At 68.4% G+C, this 18,729-nt stretch carries 19 protein-coding genes; 18 read left to right on the top strand and 1 reads right to left on the bottom strand.

From position 1 onward, the window contains the following. Positions 1-2 precede the first annotated feature (2 nt). Genes cobT through FHW84_RS01740 form a run of 3 tightly spaced genes read left to right on the top strand, consistent with a single transcriptional unit; the run spans position 3 to position 2,316 of the window. Complete coding sequence (cobT, locus tag FHW84_RS01750) at positions 3-1,052, top strand: nicotinate-nucleotide--dimethylbenzimidazole phosphoribosyltransferase (RefSeq protein WP_167252737.1); 1,050 nt, start codon at positions 3-5, stop codon at positions 1,050-1,052. After that, positions 1,049-1,600: a histidine phosphatase family protein gene (locus FHW84_RS01745; protein ID WP_167252395.1), complete on the top strand. Its 552-nt coding sequence runs from the start codon at positions 1,049-1,051 to the stop codon at positions 1,598-1,600. Before cobT ends, FHW84_RS01745 begins: the two co-directional genes overlap by 4 nt. Beyond that, positions 1,597-2,316, top strand: a complete 720-nt coding sequence (locus FHW84_RS01740; RefSeq protein WP_167252394.1) for an adenosylcobinamide-GDP ribazoletransferase — start codon at positions 1,597-1,599, stop codon at positions 2,314-2,316. Before FHW84_RS01745 ends, FHW84_RS01740 begins: the two co-directional genes overlap by 4 nt. Before the next feature lie 97 nt (positions 2,317-2,413). On the opposite strand, the gene FHW84_RS01735 is transcribed toward FHW84_RS01740, so the two are convergent. Next, on the bottom strand, positions 2,414-4,837 hold the full coding sequence (locus tag FHW84_RS01735) for a TonB-dependent receptor (protein ID WP_167252393.1): 2,424 nt from the start codon (positions 4,835-4,837) through the stop codon (positions 2,414-2,416). A 250-nt stretch (positions 4,838-5,087) separates the two neighbouring features. Between FHW84_RS01735 and FHW84_RS01730 the strand changes: the two genes are divergently transcribed. The 15 genes from FHW84_RS01730 (at position 5,088) to pal (ending at position 18,729) form a co-directional block, all read left to right on the top strand. Next, positions 5,088-5,372: a zinc ribbon domain-containing protein gene (locus FHW84_RS01730; protein ID WP_167252392.1), complete on the top strand. Its 285-nt coding sequence runs from the start codon at positions 5,088-5,090 to the stop codon at positions 5,370-5,372. A 111-nt stretch (positions 5,373-5,483) separates the two neighbouring features. Next, complete coding sequence (locus FHW84_RS01725; protein ID WP_167252391.1) at positions 5,484-6,035, top strand: DUF3011 domain-containing protein; 552 nt, start codon at positions 5,484-5,486, stop codon at positions 6,033-6,035. Between the two features lie 134 nt (positions 6,036-6,169). Then, positions 6,170-7,939, top strand: a complete 1,770-nt coding sequence (gene aspS, locus FHW84_RS01720) for an aspartate--tRNA ligase (protein WP_167252390.1) — start codon at positions 6,170-6,172, stop codon at positions 7,937-7,939. Between the two features lie 120 nt (positions 7,940-8,059). Continuing rightward, positions 8,060-8,716: an alpha/beta hydrolase gene (locus tag FHW84_RS01715; RefSeq protein ID WP_167252389.1), complete on the top strand. Its 657-nt coding sequence runs from the start codon at positions 8,060-8,062 to the stop codon at positions 8,714-8,716. Between the two features lie 124 nt (positions 8,717-8,840). Beyond that, a complete protein-coding gene (locus FHW84_RS01710; RefSeq protein WP_167252388.1) occupies positions 8,841-9,581 on the top strand; it encodes a YebC/PmpR family DNA-binding transcriptional regulator in 741 nt (246 codons plus the stop codon). 48 nt (positions 9,582-9,629) lie between these two features. Continuing rightward, positions 9,630-10,148 (top strand): crossover junction endodeoxyribonuclease RuvC, encoded by a 519-nt coding sequence (gene ruvC / locus FHW84_RS01705; protein WP_167252387.1) that lies wholly within the window; start codon positions 9,630-9,632, stop codon positions 10,146-10,148. Continuing rightward, positions 10,145-10,741 (top strand): Holliday junction branch migration protein RuvA, encoded by a 597-nt coding sequence (gene ruvA, locus FHW84_RS01700; protein ID WP_167252386.1) that lies wholly within the window; start codon positions 10,145-10,147, stop codon positions 10,739-10,741. The genes ruvC and ruvA overlap by 4 nt, the downstream gene beginning before the upstream one ends. A gap of 4 nt (positions 10,742-10,745) precedes the next feature. Beyond that, on the top strand, positions 10,746-12,647 hold the full coding sequence (locus FHW84_RS01695) for a potassium transporter Kup (protein WP_167252385.1): 1,902 nt from the start codon (positions 10,746-10,748) through the stop codon (positions 12,645-12,647). Between the two features lie 160 nt (positions 12,648-12,807). Continuing rightward, positions 12,808-13,854 (top strand): Holliday junction branch migration DNA helicase RuvB, encoded by a 1,047-nt coding sequence (gene ruvB / locus FHW84_RS01690; RefSeq protein WP_167252384.1) that lies wholly within the window; start codon positions 12,808-12,810, stop codon positions 13,852-13,854. Beyond that, positions 13,847-14,281, top strand: coding sequence for a tol-pal system-associated acyl-CoA thioesterase (ybgC, locus tag FHW84_RS01685; RefSeq protein ID WP_167252383.1), 435 nt, complete (start codon positions 13,847-13,849; stop codon positions 14,279-14,281). The genes ruvB and ybgC overlap by 8 nt, the downstream gene beginning before the upstream one ends. A gap of 24 nt (positions 14,282-14,305) precedes the next feature. Further along, positions 14,306-14,995 (top strand): protein TolQ, encoded by a 690-nt coding sequence (gene tolQ, locus FHW84_RS01680; protein ID WP_167252382.1) that lies wholly within the window; start codon positions 14,306-14,308, stop codon positions 14,993-14,995. 283 nt (positions 14,996-15,278) lie between these two features. Continuing rightward, entirely contained in the window at positions 15,279-15,725 is a 447-nt protein-coding gene (gene tolR, locus FHW84_RS01675) for a protein TolR (RefSeq protein WP_167252381.1), read from the top strand. Continuing rightward, positions 15,712-16,650 (top strand): cell envelope integrity protein TolA, encoded by a 939-nt coding sequence (locus FHW84_RS01670; protein WP_167252380.1) that lies wholly within the window; start codon positions 15,712-15,714, stop codon positions 16,648-16,650. Before tolR ends, FHW84_RS01670 begins: the two co-directional genes overlap by 14 nt. Before the next feature lie 8 nt (positions 16,651-16,658). Next, a complete protein-coding gene (tolB, locus tag FHW84_RS01665; protein WP_167252379.1) occupies positions 16,659-17,975 on the top strand; it encodes a Tol-Pal system beta propeller repeat protein TolB in 1,317 nt (438 codons plus the stop codon). Positions 17,976-18,219: 244 nt separating this feature from the next. Next, on the top strand, positions 18,220-18,729 hold the full coding sequence (gene pal, locus FHW84_RS01660) for a peptidoglycan-associated lipoprotein Pal (protein ID WP_167252378.1): 510 nt from the start codon (positions 18,220-18,222) through the stop codon (positions 18,727-18,729).

Here is an 18,729-nt window from a genome sequence, read left to right as displayed (position 1 = left end):
CCATGGAAACTCTCGATTGGCTGGACCTGCCTTGCCGCGCGCCGGATGCGGTGGCGGCCGTGGCCGCGCTGGAACGGCAGGCGCAACTGACCAAGCCGCCGGGTTCGCTGGGCGCGCTGGAAACCGCGGCGGTGCAGCTGGCGGCCTTGCAGGGCGCGGTGAAGCCGTCGCTGGAAAAAGTGTGGATCAGCGTGTTCGCGGCGGACCACGGCGTGGCGGAGGAAGGCGTGTCGGCCTTCCCGCAGGCGGTGACCGGCGCGATGGTGGCGAACTTCGCGCAGGGCGGCGCGGCGATCAGCGTGCTGGCGCGCGAGCTGCGCGCTTCGCTGGAAGTGGTGAACCTGGGCACGGTCAACGACGTGGGCGAGCTGCCCGGCGTGCGGCGCGCGTGGATTGCCGCGCAGACGGCGAACTTTGTGCGGGGCGAGGCGATGTCGACCGCGCAGCTCGCGCTGGCTTTGCAGGCAGGTGCGCAGAGCGTGCGGCTCGCCGATGAAGCGGGCGCGCAACTGTTTATCGGCGGCGAGATGGGCATCGGCAACACCACCGCCGCCACGGCGCTGGCTTGCGCCTTGCTCGGCGAGGCGCCCGATGCGCTGGCCGGTGCGGGGACGGGACTCGATGAAGCCGGTGTCGCGCGCAAGGCCGCGGTGGTGCAGCGGGCGCTCGCCTTGCATGGTGAACAGGCTGCGCCGATCGCCTGGCTGCGTTGTGTCGGCGGCTTCGAGCTGGCCGCGCTGGCAGGTGCCTACATAGCCGCCGCCCAGCGCGGCATGCCGGTGCTGGTGGACGGCTTTATCACCAGCGCCGCGGCTCTGGTGGCGGCGCGCCTGCAGCCGGCCTGCCGTCCCTGGATGCTGTTCTCGCACCGCTCGCAGGAACGCGGCCATGCACGCCTGCTCGAAGCGCTGGAGGCCGAACCGCTGCTCGACCTGCAGCTGCGCCTGGGCGAAGCCAGCGGCGCCGCGGTAGCGGTGCCGCTGCTGCGGCTGGCCTGCGCGTTGCATGCGGACATGGCGACGTTTGCCGAGGCGGGAGTGGCGCAGGCATGAGCATCGACCTGCTGCGCCATGGCGATACCGGGCAGCGCAGCTATCGCGGCCAGCTCGACGATCCGCTGAGCGAGCTGGGCTGGGCGCAGCTGCGCGCGGCGGTGGCGCAGCGCGCATGGGCCATGGTCGTTTCCTCGCCGCTGCGGCGCTGCGCGGATTTCGCGCGCGAACTGGCGGCGGCGCGCGAGTTGCCGCTGCGCATCGATCCGCGCCTGGCCGAATATCACTTCGGCGCCTGGCAGGGCGTGCCGATCGAGACGCTGGCGGAAACGCAGGGCGAGGCGCTGGCCAAGTTCTGGGCCGACCCGGTGGCGCATCCGCCGCCGCAGGCGGAGACGTTCGCGCAGTTCCATGCGCGGCTTGGCGCGGCGCTGGACGATGTCGCCGCCGAAGCGCACGGACGCGACGTGCTGGTGGTGACGCACGGCGGCGCGATCCGCCTGTTGCGTTGTCGCGCGGAAGGGCGCGATTTCGGCGAGATGGCGAATATCGACGTGCCGCATGCTTCGCTGCACCGCTTGCCGTGGCGCGTGGAGGCGGACGCGTGATGCGCGGCCTGCTGGTGGCCATCGGTTTTCTCACGCGCATTCCGGTGCCGCACGCCGTGTTCGGCGATGCGGACGCGCGCGTGCGTTCGCTGCCCTGGTATCCGCTGGTGGGCGTGCTGATCGGCGCCTTGCTTTACCTGCTGGCGTGGGCGATCCATGGCTGGCCGCCGCTGCTGTCGGCCGCGGTGATCCTGGCGGCATGGGTGGCCTTGACCGGTGCGCTGCATCTGGACGGCCTGGCCGACAGCGCGGACGCGTGGGTGGGCGGCATCGGCGACCGCGCGCGCACGCTGGCGATCATGAAGGATCCGAATTGCGGTCCGATGGGCGTGGTCGCGCTGGTGCTGACCTTGCTGCTGAAGTTCGCCGCACTGGCGAGCGCGCCGGCGTGGCCGGGCCTGCTGCTTGCGCCGCTGCTGGCGCGCGCCGCGCTGGTGGCGGCGTTCCTGTTCGTGCCTTATGTGCGCGCGGGCGGCCTGGGCGAGGGGCTGGCCGGTTCGTCGCGCGCGATCGACCTAGTCGTTTTGATGCTGGTGGCCGCGGGATGCGCTTGCGCCGGACGTCGCGGCATCGCCTCGCTGCTCGTCGCCATCGCGCTGTTCGCGCTGTGGCGCCGCGCCTGCCTGCGGCGCCTGGGCGGCATGACCGGCGACACCTGCGGCGCCCTGGCGGAACTGACCGAAGCCGCGGTGCTGCTCGCCGCGGCAACGGCCTAGGTTGGGGTGAGCCGCAGGCGAACCCCAACATGGCCAACCTCAGACGCCTCGCATGGTTGGGGTTTGCCTGCGGCTCACCCCAACCTGCAAGAGCGGGTTACCAGCGGTAGGCGAGCTTCCCGTACACATACGCACCGTTGAAGCCGAACGGCGAGAACACCGAGTAGGGCAGGGTGCCGTTGTTGTCGTTGGCGGGGATCACACGGTCCGGATAGGTGTTGAACACGTTGTCCGCGCCCAGGGTGAAGGTCCAGCGGTCGAGGTTGTAGTTGACCGCCAGGTCGAGCAGCCACTTGCTGTCGAACTTCTGGTCCAGCGTGGCGGTGGTGGAGTTGTAGGAGACGAAGCTGCCGTAGCGGGTCAGCGCGCCGCTCAGGCTCCAGCGGTCCACGCTGTACAGGCCGCTGAGAATCAGCTTGCTGCGCGGCGTGGTGTCCGCCAGCAGGCCGTACTGGTCGCGGCGGTCGATGCGCTTGAGGTTCAGGCCCAGCGCGTTGAGCGCGGCGGGATTGGCCTTGAGGTCGGTGACCTTGTTCTTGTTGTAGTTGTAGCTGAGCGTGGCCTGCAGGGTGCCGGCGTTGCCGAAATCGAAAAGGTAACTGCCGACCAGGTCCACGCCGCGCGTGCGCGTGTTCACCGCATTGGTGAAGTAGGCGATGCCGCTGTAGTTGAGATCGGTGACGCCGTTGGCCACCAGGTAGTTGTGCACCGTGGCCGAGCTGGTGGCGAGGTTGCTGGACAGCACGATGCGGTTGTCGATCTTGATCTGGTACACGTCGATGCTGAGGTTCAGCGGATCGATCGGATTCCACACCGCACCCACGGTGAGGTTGCGCGACTTCTCCGGCTTCAGCGGCTCGCCGCCCAGCAGGGTGGCCACCTTGCTGGTGGCCGGCACGATGCCGGTGTTGTAGATGCCCTGCGGCAGGCCCAGCGAATTGCCGGCGCCGAAGAACAGCGAGGACACGTACGAGTAGTTCTGCTGCGCCAGCGACGGCGCGCGGAAGCCGGTGGAGGCGCTGCCGCGCAGGGCGAAGCGGTCGGTGAAGTCGTAGCGCAGCGCCAGCGCGCCGGAAGTGGTGTTGCCGAAATCGCTGTAGTGCTCGTGGCGTCCGGCCAGCGAGGCGCCGAGCTTGTCGGTGAGGTTGGTTTCCAGGCTGACGTATTCGGCCACGTCATGGCGCGCATGCGAGCCGGCATTGGCCGGCTGGAAGCCGCCGAAACCCTGCGCGCCGCCGGATGTGCCCGAGGTGCCGGTGTAGTACGAGGCCAGGTCGCCGGCGTCGATCTTGTAGGTCTGGCGCAGGTATTCGGCGCCGAAGGCGAGCGTCACCGGATTGGGCAGCCAGCCGGTGGAGAACTCCTTGGCCAGGTCCACGTCGAAGGCCTGCTGCGAGGCCGACAGGATGCCGTCGTGGAAGCTGGTGGGACTGCTGCCGAAGTCGTGCAGGAAGGCGCGGTTCACGCTGTTGTTGGTGGCGTACGACACGCGGTTGCCGCCGTAGTTGGCGCTGACGTCCCAGCGCCAGCCGCCGGCGGTCTTGCCGCGCACGCCCAGCACCAGGGACTGGTCGAGCGAGTCGGCGTTCTCCAGCGGCAGGTAGCCGTTCGGGTAAAGCGACGGCACCGAGTTGCTGTTGGCCAGGTTGCGGAAGAACGCCGGCGAGGTGCTGTCGCGCTTGCCGATGTGGCCGAACGTATACAGCTCCGCCGCTTCGCCGAGCTTGTACTGGCCGTTGAGGAACAGGTTGTGGTCGCCCACTTCCGGATCGCCGTAGCGCTGGGTGGTGCCTTCCCAGGCGCGGGTGCGGTTGGGGCCGGCGCGGTTGCTGTAGTCCTGGTGGCCGTCCTGCAGGGTGAAGCGCAGCCAGCCCTGGTCGTGGTTCAGCGGCAGGCCGAAACTGGCCGAGCCTTTCCATTGTCGGCCGTCGCCCGCCGAATACTGGCCGCCGCTCAGTTCCACCGCGCCGCCGTCGGCGCCGCCCTTGAGCACGATATTGATCACGCCGGCGATGGCGTCGGAGCCGTACTGCGCGGAAGCACCGTCGCGCAGCACTTCGATATGGTCGATCGCCGCCATCGGGATGGTGTTGAGGTCCACCGCCTGCGAGCCGCGGCCGAGCACGCCGTTGGTCAGCAGGATGGCGCCGGGATGCCAGCGCTTGCCGTTCACCAGCACCAGCACCTGGTCGGGCGACAGGCCGCGCAGCTGCGCGGGGCGCTGCGAATCGGCGGTATCGGCGGCGGCGGGGCGCGGGAAGGTGAGCGAGGGGATGATGCGCGACAGCGCGGTGGAGAGCTCGGTAGTGCCGGTCTGCTGCAGCACCTTGGCCGAGACCACGTCGATCGGCGTGAGCGAGCTGCTTTCGGTGCGGTTGTCGGCGCGCGTGCCGGTGACGATCACCGTGCTGAGGTTCTTGGCCTTGTCGGTGCTGGCCGCGGGCGCGGCGTCCTGTGCGGCGGCGCTGGCGGACAGGGCCAGCAGCAGGGCGGACGCGAGCGTGCTGTATCGCTGATGCATCTGAGTTCCCTTCTTCGATATGGTTTGTTGCGACGCGTCAATGCAGGCTAGACCCCGCGTCGGCGCTACGTCAATAGCCGTCTAGACGTCCATACCATCCGCATGTCCCGTTGGCGCGGGCGGCGGAAAGAGGCCGTCGCCTCCCCCTTGGGGCCAGCATGCACGCCCGCGCCGGACATTGAAATCCTGCCATTCGTCTCGATAATGACGGCCTGCCGGCGTCCGCGCCGGCCCGGAATACGGAGCCACCATGCCTATCTATGAATTCGAATGCGGCGGCTGCGGCCATCGTTTCGACCGCCTGCAGAAGATGTCCGACGCCGACCCCAGCGCCTGCCCGCAGTGCGCGGCGGATGGCACCGTCCACCGCCGCCTGAGCGCGCCCCAGTTCCGCCTGGCCGGCGGCGGCTGGTACGAGACCGACTTCAAGAAGGACGGCGACAAGAAGCGCAATCTGGCCGGGGACAATGCCGCGGCTGCCCCGGCGGCGGCGCCCGCCCCCGCACCCGCGCCGGCCCCCGCCAGCAGCGACTGAACCGCCGCCGCCTGCCTCGAAATTTCCGGCGATCGGATCGCAAAATATTCAAGTGCGGTTGCCCTGCCTGCGGTAGCTTGGCGCCACCTTCAACACCGGGTGGACATCAAGATGAGCGCGATCGGCAAGGGGATGTGGGCGGCCGTGGTACTGGCCGCGGGAATGGCTTCCATGGCGGCGCCGACCGCGCATGCCCAGTGGGACCAGGGTTCGATCGGCTGTTCCAGCAACGACGGGCGTTTCACCCGCTGCCGCACGCCGTGGCCGGCCTCGCAGCTGGCCCGGCAGCTGTCGGATACCCGCTGCGTCTATGGCCAGACCTGGGGCAACGACCGCGGCAGCGTGTGGGTCGACCGCGGCTGCCGCGCCATCTTCGAACCGGCGCGCGGCGGTGGCTGGGGCGGCGGCTGGGGTGGCGACCGGCCCGGCTGGGGCGACGACCGCCCGGGCTGGGGCGACGATTCCGCCCAGGTGCGCTGCGACAGCAACGGCGGCCGCCGCCAGTACTGCCCGGTGGATCTGGGGCGCGGCGGCCGGGTCCGCCTGGTGCGCCGCCTGTCCGACTCGCCTTGCCGCGAAGGCGATACCTGGGGCTGGGATCGCCGCGGCGTGTGGGTGGACGACGGCTGCCGCGGCATCTTCCAGATCGATCGCCGCTGGTAAGTCCGCATGATCGAGGGCCGGGCTTCGCGCGAGCGGGGCCCGGCCCTTTCCTTTGGGCGCGCGGCCGGCCCTGCTACCATTCCCGGTCTTTTCCACGTCTCACGCCGCCCCGGGCGGCCCGGAGTTCCAAGCGCATGCGCACGCATTACTGCGGCCTCATCGACGAGGCCCTGGTCGGCCAGACCGTCACCCTGTGCGGCTGGGTCAACACCATCCGCCTGCAGAGCCACGTCGCCTTCGTCGACCTGCGCGACCACGAGGGCATCGCCCAGGTGGTGGTGGACAAGGACAATGCCGATGCGTTCGCGGTGGCCGGCCAGATCGGCTACGAGTACTGCCTGCGCGTGACCGGCACCATCCGCAAGCGCCTGGCGGCCAACGACAAGCTCAAGACCGGCACGGTCGAGCTGCTGGCCGACCAGGTGGAGATCCTCAACGCCGCGAAGGACCTGCCGTTCGCGCTGCACGAGAATCCCAACGAGGACATGCGGATGACCTACCGCTACCTCGACCTGCGCCGCCCCGAGATGCAGCGCATGATGCGCACCCGCATCAAGCTGGTGCAGGCGCTGCGCCGCTATCTGGATGCGCGCGGCTTCCAGGACATCGAGACGCCGATCCTGACCAAGGCCACGCCGGAAGGCGCGCGCGACTACCTGGTGCCCAGCCGCGTGCATGCGGGCCAGTTCTACGCGCTGCCGCAGTCGCCGCAGCTGTTCAAGCAGATCCTGATGATGGCCGGCTTCGACCGCTACTATCAGATCGCCCGCTGCTTCCGCGACGAAGACCTGCGCGCCGACCGCCAGCCGGAATTCACCCAGCTCGACCTGGAATTCGCCTTCGTCGAAGAAAAGGACGTGCAGGACTTCGTGGAGGAGCTGATCCGCCACGTGTTCAAGGAAGTGCAGGGCGTGGAACTGGACGCTGCCTTCCCGCGCATGACCTGGGCCGAAGCCATGCGCCGCTTCGGTTCGGACAAGCCGGACCTGCGCATCGCGCTGGAACTGGCCGACGTCGCCGACGCGCTCAAGCACGTGGAATTCAAGGTCTTCGCCGAACCGGCCAACGACCCGGCCGGCCGCGTCGCCGCGCTGCGCCTGCCGGAAGGCGCGGGCCTGAGCCGCAAGGAGATCGACCAGCTCACCGAATACGTGGCCCGGTACGGCGCCAAGGGCCTGGCCTGGCTGAAGGTGGACGACCTGGCCAAGGGCCGCGACGGCATCAATTCGCCGGTGGCGAAGTTCCTCGACGACGCCGCGCTCGATGCATTGCTCAAGGCCACCGGCGCGCAGAGCGGCGACATCGTGTTCGTCGGCGCCGGCAAGTGGAAGACCGTCACCGACTTCATGGGCGCGCTGCGCCTGAAGCTCGGCAAGGACCGCGGCCTGGTGGAAAACGCCTGGAAGCCGCTGTGGGTCACCGACTTCCCGATGTTCGAGTACGACGAGGAAGCACAGCGCTTCGTCGCGCTCCACCATCCCTTCACCGCGCCGAAGGTCGACGACATCGCCGACCTGCGCGCCAACGCGGCGAATGCGGTGAGCCGCGGCTACGACATGGTGCTGAACGGCGCCGAGATCGGCGGCGGCTCCATCCGTATCCATCGCCCGGACATGCAGAGCGCGGTGTTCGAGCTGCTCGGCATCGGCGCGGACGAGGCGGAAGCGAAGTTCGGCTTCCTGCTCAAGGCGCTGAAGTTCGGCGCGCCGCCGCACGGCGGCCTGGCCTTCGGCATCGACCGCATCGCGGCGCTGATGGCGGGCACCGAGTCGATCCGCGACGTGATCGCCTTCCCCAAGACCACCAGCGCGCAGGACCTGATGACCGACGCGCCTTCGCTGGTGCCGGACGCGCAGCTCAAGGAGCTGCACGTGAAGGTGGCGGCGGAGCCGGCGAACGGCTGAGCGCTTTCGCGGTCCCATGCTCTGATGTGTGATGACCGTGATGTGTGATGGGCGGGTCAGCGCCTCAGGGCTGATCCGTTCTATCGTTGCCTGGCTTTTTGCGGACCCGCGCTGTCGCCGATGACCGATCACGTAATCCTGCTGCACGGCCTGTGGATGCGCGGCTTCGCGCTGCTGATGCTGCATCGCCGCCTGATGGAAGCGGGTTTTCGCGTGCATCGCTTCGACTACATGAGCGTGGCGGCCACGCAGGAACAGACCATCGGCCGCCTGCATGCGCGCATGCGCGAGGCGGCGCCGGAAGGCGGTGCGGTGCACCTGGTCGGGCACAGCCTGGGCGGCCTGCTGGCGCTGCGCGCCTGCCTGGACGATCGCGGCCTGCCGGAAGGGCGCATCGTCTGCCTCGGTTCCCCGCTCAAGGGCAGTGCGGCGGCGCGTGCGTTCGCCAACCTGGGCGGGCGCGGCGGCGGTGCCCTGCTGGGGCATAACCGTGCCCTGCTGGAAGACGGTTTCGACCAGTGGACCGGCGCGCGCGAAGTGGGCGTGATCGCCGGCCGCAGTCCGTTCGGCCTGGGCCACGTGCTGGGCCAGTTCGACGGCGAGCACGACGGCAGCGTGGCGGTGGACGAAACGCGCCTGCCCGGCATCGCCGACCACTGCGTGGTGGAAGCCAACCATACGGGCCTGCTGTTTTCGGTGGAAACCGGACGCCTGATCGCCGGTTTCCTGCGCCAGGGCCATTTCGGCCGCGTCCCGGCGGATCGCGAGCAGGCCTGAGAAGCCGCGCCACGGCGCGCTTTGCGCGGTATCGCCGGGGGCACGGAAGCGGCCGCCTTGCCAGCGCGCCATGCGGAAGGGATAAAATTCGCCACTTTCCGCCCGCATCATCCAGGAACACGTCATGGGTAGAGGCCCGTCCATCGAAGGTCGCAAGAACGCCGAAGACGCCAAGCGCGCCAAGGTGTTCACCAAGCTGATCCGCGAAATCACCATCGCCACGCGCGGCGGCGCGCCCGACCCGGCGGCCAATCCGCGCCTGCGCGCGGCGGTCGACAAGGCGCTGGCGGCGAACATGACCAAGGACACCATCGAGCGCGCGATCAAGCGCGGCTCCGGTGCCGAAGGCGGCGCGGACATGCACGAGGTGCGCTACGAGGGCTATGGCCCCGCCGGCACCGCGCTGATCGTCGACTGCGTCACCGACAACCAGACCCGCACCGTGGCCGACGTGCGTGCCGCGCTCAACAAGAACGGCGGCAACATGGGAACCACCAACTCGGTGGCGTTCCAGTTCACCCGCGTGGGCCAGGTGGTGGTGCACACCGGCGGCGACGCCGCGCTGGAAGCGAAGCTGGAAGAATCGGCGATCGAGAACAACGCCGAGGACATCGTGATCGAGAACGGCGTGGGCTACGTGCTGCTGGCCGCCGATCCGATCGCCGTCGAAGCCATGCGCAAGGCGCTGGCCGGCGCGGGTTTCGAGGTGGACAGCTCCGACGTGGTGATGCGTCCGAACGGCCCGCTGGTCACTCCGTCCGGCGAAGCGCTGGAGCAGTTCGAGAAGCTGCTGGAGCGCTTGAACGGCCTGGACGACGTCGACGAGGTCTATCACAACGCCGTGCTGCCGGCCGGGGATGCGTAAGGTCCGCTACGGACTTTACGCATTCACGCGATCCGTAACGCCGCGGTCATGACACGCATCATCGGCATCGACCCCGGCAGCCAGCGCACCGGCGTGGGCATCATCGACGTGGACGGCGGCGGCAAGCTCTCGCACGTATTCCATGGCGCGCTGGCGGTGGCCGGCGAAGCCAGTTTTCCGCTGCGCCTGAAACGCATCTTTGACGAGCTGTGTGACATCATCGGCGAGCATCGTCCGGAGGAGTGCGGCATCGAACGCGTGTTCATGGCGCGCAACGCCGATTCGGCGCTGAAGCTTGGGCAGGCGAGGGGTGCCGCGATCTGCGCGGTGGTCAGCCGGGGAATCGCGGTGCACGAATATGCGGCGACGGAAGTGAAGCAGTCGGTGGTCGGCAGCGGCCGTGGCGACAAGACCCAGGTGCAACACATGATCGGCGTATTGCTCGGCCTCAAGGGCCCCTTGCAGGCGGATGCCGCGGATGCGCTGGCCATCGCCGTCACCCACGCGCACACCCGCGCCAGCCTCGCCCGCGTCGGCATTCCGCGCACCGCCTGGAGGCGCCGATGATCGGCCGCCTGCGCGGGGTGCTGGTGTCCAAGCAGCCGCCGTGGCTGCTGGTGGAAGTCGGCGGCGTCGGCTACGAGCTGGAAGCGCCGATGTCCACCATCTACGACCTGCCGCCCACCGGCAAGGAAGTGACCCTGCTCACCCACTACGCGGTGAAGGAGGACAGCGTCGCGCTGTACGGTTTCCTGCACGAGGCCGAGCGGGCGCTGTTCCGCAATCTGCAGAAGGTCAGCGGGATCGGCGCGAAGATCGCGCTGTCCGTGCTGTCCGGCGTTTCCACCAACGACTTCGCGCGCCTGGTGCAGGCCGGCGACGTGGTGGCGCTGACCAAGATCCCCGGCATCGGCAAGAAGACCGCCGAGCGCATGGTGGTGGAGCTGCGCGACCGCGTGGACGGCCTGGCGGTGAGCCTGCCCGGCACCGCCGGCAAGGGCGCGGCGCCGCTGGATCCCGCCGGCGAGGCCACCGTGGCCTTGCAGCAGCTCGGCTACAAACCCGCCGAAGTCACGCGGCTGGTGCAGAAGGTCGCCGCCGACGGCGACAACGCCGAAGCCATCATCCGCAAGGCGCTGCGCGCCGCATTAGGAGCTTGAGCCCGTGAGCCAGGACAACCTTCACGGCGTCGATGCCGACACCAAGCGGCGCCTCGCCGCCCTCGCGCTGGGCGCGATCGGCGTGGTGTACGGCGACATCGGCACCAGCCCGCTGTACACGCTGCAGACCACGCTCAGCCACGACGGCATGAAGCCCACGCCGGAGAGCATCTTCGGCGTGCTGTCGCTGATCTTCTGGGCGCAGATCATCGTGGTCTCGCTGAAGTACGTGGTCTTCATCATGCGCGCGGACAACAAGGGCGAGGGCGGCATCATGGCCCTGCTCGCGCTGGCCCTGCGCAGCTCGCGCGGCGATGCGCGCATGCGCTGGATCCTGGCCATCCTGGGCATCTTCGGCGCGGCGCTGTTCTACGGCGACGGCGTGATCACCCCGGCGATCTCGGTGCTGTCGGCGGTCGAGGGTATGAAGGTGGCCGTGCCGGACCTGCCGCACTGGGTGGTGCCGGTGACCTCGGTGGTGATCCTGTTCTTCCTGTTCGCGCTGCAGCGCCACGGCACCGAGCGCGTGGGCAAGCTGTTCGGGCCGGTGATGGTGATCTGGTTCATCGTGATCGCCGGGCTGGGCGTGCAGATGATCGCGCTCAATCCGCACGTGCTGCTGGCGCTGAACCCGATGTACGGCGTGAAGTTCTTCATGAGCCACGGCATGCAGGCCTTCATCGCCCTGGGCGGCGTGGTGCTGGCGCTGACCGGCGCCGAGGCGCTGTACGCCGACATGGGCCATTTCGGCAAGAAGCCGATCCGCATGGCCTGGTTCGGCTTCGTGCTGCCGGCCCTGGTGCTGAACTACTTCGGCCAGGGCGCGCTGCTGCTCAACCATCCGGAAGCCATCGACAACCCGTTCTTCAAGCTGGTGCCCAAGGTCATGCTGTATCCGATGATCGGCCTGGCCACCATCGCCACCGTCATCGCCTCGCAGGCGGTGATCTCCGGCGCGTTCTCGATGACCCGCGAGGCGATGTCGCTGGGTTATTCGATGCGCATGCCGATCGTGCACACCTCGCGCGAGATGTCCGGCCAGATCTTCGTGCCCTGGGTGAACACCTTCCTGCTGGTGATGGTGCTGATCGCGGTGCTGGGCTTCCGCAGCTCGGAGAACCTGAGCGCCGCCTACGGCATCGCCGTGACCGGCACCATGACGGTGACCACCATCCTGGCCCTGGTGGTGGCGCGCTATCAGTGGCACTGGAGCCGGCTGACGGTGATCCTGGCCGGCGTGCTGCTGCTCACCATCGACCTGTCGTTCCTGAGCGCCAACGTGATCAAGATCGAGTACGGCGGCTGGTTCCCGCTGGTGCTGGGCGTGGCGGTGTTCGTGGTGATGACCACCTGGCGCCGCGGCCGCGAGCTGGTGGTGCGCGAGATCAAGCAGTCGGGCCTGGCGCTGGAGCCCTTCATCGAGAACGTGGGCGAGCATCCGCCGCTGCGCGTGCCGGGCACGGCGGTGTTCCTCACCGCCAACCAGCACGCGGTGCCGCATGCGCTGCTGCACAACCTCAAGCACAACAAGGTGCTGCACGAGCGCAACGTGCTGTTGACGGTGGAAATGCTGGAAACGCCGGTGGCCGAGTACGACGAGCGCGTGCAGCTCACCCCGCTGGGCGGCAACTTCTACGGCCTGGGGCTGCGCTTCGGCTTCGCCGAGGACCCGAACATCCCGCAGGCGCTGCTGCGCTGCTCCAAGGTGGGCCTGCCGTTCGACATGATGGACACCACCTTCTTCCTGTCGCGCGAAACCATCATCGCCGACGAGCGCCGCCCCGGCATGGCGCTGTGGCGCGACAAGCTGTTCGCCTTCATGGCCCGCAACGCGCTGCCGGCCACGGCGTTCTTCCAGATCCCGGGCAACCGGCTGATCGAGCTGGGCGCGCAGGTGGAGATCTGAGCCCCGTCTCGGCGTAGGTTGGGGTGAGCCGCAGGCGAACCCCAACGGACCTCGCCCGATGGCCGTTCTGTTGGGGTTCGCTGCGCTCACCCCAACCTACGTCCGGTAGAATGCCCGGCGAATCGCGCTTGCCGCCTGTTCCCGGACCTATTCCAACCCCATGGCCGATCACCGCATCATCACGTCCGCCGCCCAGCTGGACGACGAGGCCCTGGAGGCTTCGATCCGCCCCAAGCGGCTGGCGGAATACCTCGGCCAGCAGGCGGTGCGCGAACAGCTTTCCATCTATATCGAAGCGGCGCGCAAGCGCGGCGGTGCGCTGGACCACGTGCTGATCTTCGGGCCGCCGGGCCTGGGCAAGACCACCTTGTCGCACGTGATTGCCAACGAGCTGGGCGTCAACGTGCGCTCCACCTCCGGCCCGGTGCTGGAGCGCGCCGGCGACCTGGCCGCGCTGCTGACCAACCTGGAACCGCACGACGTGCTGTTCGTCGACGAGATCCATCGCCTGTCCCCCGTGGTGGAGGAAGTGCTGTATCCGGCGATGGAAGACTTCCAGATCGACATCATGATCGGCGAAGGCCCCGCGGCCCGCTCGATCAAGCTGGACCTGCCCCCGTTCACCCTGATCGGCGCCACCACCCGCGCCGGCCTGCTCACCGCGCCGCTGCGCGACCGCTTCGGCATCGTGCAGCGGCTGGAGTTCTATTCGCCGGACGAGCTCACCGCGATCGTGCGCCGCTCGGCGCGCATCATGGGCATTCCCTGTGAGCTGGAAGGCGCGCAGGAAATCGCGCGCCGCTCGCGTGGTACCCCGCGCATCGCCAACCGCCTGCTGCGCCGCGTGCGCGACTATGCCGAAGTGCGCGCGGGCGGCCAGATCACCTGCGCCGCGGCCCAGGCCGCGATGGACATGCTCAAGGTGGACGCCGAGGGCTTCGACGAACTGGACCGGCGCCTGCTGGCCACCATCGTCGAGAACTTCGACGGCGGCCCGGTCGGGGTGGAGTCCCTGGCCGCCGCGCTCAGCGAGGACCGCGGCACCCTGGAGGACGTGGTCGAGCCGTATCTGATCCAGCAGGGCTTCCTGGTGCGCACCGCGCGCGGCCGCATGGCCAGCGCCAAGGCCTGGCGCCACCTGGGCCTGACCCCGCCGCCGCGCCAGCCGCAGGCCGCCGACCTGTTCACGGGCGATACCGATGTCTGACGCCGCGCCGGCCTTCGACCCGGGCAGCTTCCGCTGGCCGGTCCGCGTCTATTGGGAAGACACCGACGCCGGCGGCGTGGTGTACCACGCCAGCTACCTGCGCTTCCTGGAGCGCGCCCGCACCGAATGGCTGCGCGGGCAGGGCGTGGACCAGTCGGCGGTGCGGGCGGCCACCGGCCTGGCCTTTCTGGTGCGCGACCTGCACATCGAGTTCCTCAAGGCCGCCGTGCTGGACGATGAACTGAGCGTAACGGTCGAAGTCAAAGAACGGCGCGCTGCCAGTATCCTGTTCGGCCAGACGATCAGCCGGGCAGATGGCACCACGCTGATCCGCGCGCAGGTGCGCGTGGCATGCGTGGACCTGGAACGCATGCGCCCGGCCCAGATCCCCGCCGGCCTGATCCCCGGCCTACCCCCAATCAAGTAACCCGCGGCGGAGAACGCTCAAGCAATGAACGGTGGATTGAACATTTTCAAGCTCGTCGCGGAAGCGAGCATCCTGGTGCAGGCCGTGATGCTGGTGCTGCTGGTGTTCTCCTTCCTGTCGTGGGTGATCATCATCCGCAAGCACCAGCAGCTGAAGTCCGCGATGGACGAGGCGGAGAGCTTCGAGGAGCGCTTCTGGTCCGGCGCCGACCTGGCCCAGCTGTTCCGCGAGGTGAGCGGGCGCGGCGCCGGCAACAACGGCGGCCTGGAGACGGTGTTCGAGTCGGGCTTCCGCGAATTCGCCCGCCAGCGCCAGCGCCGCACGCACGACCTGCGCATCGTCATCGAGGGCACCGAGCGCGCCATGCGCGTGGCCGGCACCCGCGAGATCGGTCGCCTGGAACGCAACCTGGAGTTCCTCGCCAACGTCGGTTCGATCAGCCCCTACGTCGGCCTGTTCGGCACCGTCATCGGCATCATGGGCGCGTTCCAGGGCCTGGGCGAGATGAAAGACGTGACCATCGCCGTGGTCGCGCCGCACATCTCCGAGGCGCTGATCGCCACCGCCATGGGCCTGTTCGCCGCCATTCCGGCGGTGTGGGCCTACAACCGCTACGCCAACAAGGTCGATCGGGTGGCGTCGCGCTACGAGGTGTTCCAGGAGGAGTTCTCCTCCGTCCTGCAGCGCCAGATCCAGACCGACGACGCGGCCTGAGCTGAGAGCCTGTTCATGGTCTTCCCGTACCCCGCGTTGCCGTTGAGTGGCTGTCAGGTGGTAGTGCGCAGCGCCGGCCTGGCTGGCCGCCAGGCCAAGCCGCGCGCTGCCGCATGGCGGCCACTCAACGGCAACCCTTCGGGCCGGGTCGGTTTGCCCGCATGGCGGCGTCATCGCTCAGTCGTGTACGGACGTACACTCCTTCACTCTTCCTTGCCCTGCGCGCAAACCGATCCCGGCGCGGGGCACGGGAAGACCATGAACAGGCTCTAAGGGCTTCCTCATGCGTAGTTCCGCGCGCCACAAGCGCTTCAAGCTCAAGTCCGAGATCAACGTCGTGCCGTACATCGACGTGATGCTCGTGCTGCTGATCATCTTCATGGTGACCGCGCCGATGATGAATCTCGGCGTGGACATCCAGCTGCCGCAGACCCAGGCCAAGTCGCTGCAGGACAAGAAGGACCCGGTGGTGGTCTCGGTCGACGAGAGCGGCCAGATCTATCTCAGCTCGCAGGGCTCCAAGCGCGAGCCGGTCAGCGCCGAGGAGTTCAAGGCCAAGATCACCGCGTTCCAGAAGGAAAACCCCGACCTGCAGGTGCTGGTGGCCGGCGACGAGCGGGCCAACTACGGCAAGGTCTATCTGATCCTGCCGGTGCTGCAGGAAGCGGGCGTGTCGAAGATCGGCCTGATGAGCCAGCCCGAGTCGAGCGGGAAGCATGGACGACCGTAAAGGCACGCCCAAGGCGGTCGTTCTTTCCGCCATCCTGCATCTGGGCCTGGTGGGCTTTCTGGCCCTCGCCATCGTGCCCTGCTCGTTCTACGAAGAAGTGTTCGAGACCCTGCACCTGCCGCCCAGCCTCAACCTGCTGGCCTGCCCGAAGCCGATCGCGCTGCCGGGCCAGATCATCGAAGCCACCCTGATCGGCCCCACCGGCGCACCGCCGCCGAAGGCCACCAAGGCCAAGCCGATCCCGGACACCACGCCGCCGCCGCCCACGGTGACGCCGCCGACTCCGCCGCAGGAAGCCCCGGTGGTGAAGACCTTGCCGCCGCCGCCCGAGCGTCCCGACATCAAGGACCAGGAAAAAGTGGTGGCCGACGCCCTGCAGAAGGCCGAGGACGCCAAGCGCGAACAGGAAGAGCGCCAGCGCCAGCGGCAGGCCGAGCTGGACGCCCAGGCGGCCAAGCAGAAGGAAGAAAAGAAGAAGCTGGACGACCTGTTCGCCCAGATGGACAAGGCCGACCAGGCGCGCCAGAAGCTGGAAAACAAGGCTAAGCAGGCCAAGCAGCAGCTGGAAGACATCAAGGACGCCAAGGACAACGGCCAGGCCGACCTGCCTCGCGCCGACCAGCGCCAGACCGGCCAGAACGGCCCGGACAACAGCCTGCTGGCCCAGTATCAAGCCGCGATTCAGAACGCCGTCACTCAGAATTGGCTCCGCCCGGATAACATGCCGAACGCTCCGTGCGTCGTGCACATCGTGCAATTGCCCGGCGGCGACGTGATGAGTGCCAAGGTCGATGCCTCCTGTCCTTACGACGAGGCCGGCAAGCGCTCCATCGAGAACGCCGTCCTTCGCGCCCAGCCCCTGCCTTACAAGGGGTTCGAGAGCGTGTTCAAACGCAATATCGACTTCACTTTCAGGCCGCAGTGACCAAGCCCATGCGCAAATTGAGCTCAGCTTTCGCCATCGTCCTGCTGGCCTTGTCCGGTCTCTTCGCCGGCCAGGCCGCAGCCCAGTCGCTCAACGTCGACATCGTCGGTGGCCTCAAGACCGCCACGCCGATCGCGGTGGTGCCGTTCGCGCAGGCCGGCGGCGCACCGCTGCCCACCGACGTGGCCGACGTGATCCGCAACGATTTCAACCGCTCGGGCAAGTTCCGCTCGCTGGCCAAGAGCGAGATCGTGGAGACGCCGTCCAAGGGTGCGGACATCAAGTTCCCGACCTGGCGCCTGCTCAAGCAGGACTTCCTCACCATCGGCCGCATCAGCGACGCCGGCGGCGGCATGCTGCGCGTCGAGTACGAGCTGTGGGACGTCAACAAGCAGCAGAGCCTGCTGGCCCAGGCCTTCACCGCCCCGGCCGGCGACCTGCGCGGCGTGGCCCACCAGATCGCCGACCAGATCTACGAAAAGATCACCGGCGTGCGCGGCGCGTTCTGGACCCGCATCGCGTACATCACCGCGGTGGGCCTGGGCAACAACACCACGTACTCGCTGATCGTGGCCGATTCGGACGGCTTCAACCCGCAGGTGGTGGCGCGCTCGCGCGAGTCGCTGCTGTCGCCGCACTGGTCGCCGGACGGCAAGAAGATCGCCTACGTCTCGTTCGAAAGCGGCAACTCGGCCATCTACGTGCAGGACATCACCACCGGCCAGCGCCAGCTGGTCTCGGCTCGTCCGCGCGGCATCAACAGCGCCCCGGCCTGGTCGCCGGACGGCACCAAGCTGGCGGTGTCCCTGTCCTATTCGGGCAACCCCGAGATCTACGTGATGGACGTGGCCAGCCGCCAGGAGACCCGCCTGACCAAGAGCCTGGCCATCAATACCGAGCCGGTGTGGTCGCCGGACGGCCAGAGCATCTACTTCACCTCGGACCGCTCGGGCCGCCCGCAGATCTACCAGATGCCGGCTTCCGGCGGCGGCGCCAACCGCATCAGCTTCCAGGGCCAGAACAACCTCAGCGCCGACGTCAGCTACGACGGCAAGCAGGTCGCCATGGTGCAGGGCAACGGGAACGTGTATCGTATTGCGGTCATGGACCGCAGTCTGGGTGGGCAGGTGCGTCCGCTCTCGCCGGGCCCGATCGATGAGTCCCCGAGCTTCGCGCCCAACGCCAGCATGCTGCTGTATGCCGCTACCGAAGGACGGCGCGGCGTGCTTTATGCCGTTTCGGCGGATGGTCAGGTTCGCCAGCGCCTCGTGCTTGCCGATGGCGACGTGCGCGAACCGTCCTGGGGTCCGTACCGGCAGCGTTGAATGAGCGGCCGCGCGCCTCGAGGCGCAGCGGCCCGCAAGATCAGGGGCGGTGGTGGGGCAAAGATCCTGCTGCCGGCCCGGTCGCCCTTCGGGCCCTGGGCCTGGCGGGTGGCCGGCGCAGCGGCCAGCCGCGGCGCCGGTACCAAGGTGTCACAATAACAGCCGGTCCACCGGCGATCACTGTCCTGTAACCGCAATCGCTATTGACTGTCGGAACTCAAACCCGTTTGAAGGAACGTCCACCATGAATAAGACCGTTCGCGTCGCCCTGGTCGCCCTGCTCTGCGTTGGCGCGGCCGCATGCTCGAAGAAGCAGGAAGTCAAGCCGCAGACCCCGGCGGACACCACCCCGGTGGCCACCAGCCAGCAGCCGACCTCGGGCAAGTACACCCCGGAAGATCTCGACCGTGACGCTTGCCTGCGTCAGCGCGTCGTGTACTTCGATTTCGACAAGGACGAGATCAAGCCGGAGTTCCAGCAGATCATGGCGTGCCACGCCAAGTACCTGCAGGACCGCCCGACCGCCCAGATCCGCCTGGAAGGCAACACCGACGAGCGCGGCACCCGCGAGTACAACCTGGGCCTCGGCGAGCGCCGCGGCAACGCTGTCTCCAGCGCCCTGACCGCCGCCGGCGGTTCGGCCAGCCAGCTGAACGTGATCAGCTACGGCAAGGAGAAGCCGGTGTGCCGTGAGCACAACGAGGATTGCTGGGGCAAGAACCGCCGCGTCGAGATCGTCTACACGGCGAAGTAA

The sequence above is a fragment of the Dyella sp. SG562 genome, assembly GCF_011759495.1.
Classification (GTDB): domain Bacteria; phylum Pseudomonadota; class Gammaproteobacteria; order Xanthomonadales; family Rhodanobacteraceae; genus Dyella_D; species Dyella_D marensis.
This window is presented reverse-complemented; position numbering and strand designations above follow the sequence as displayed.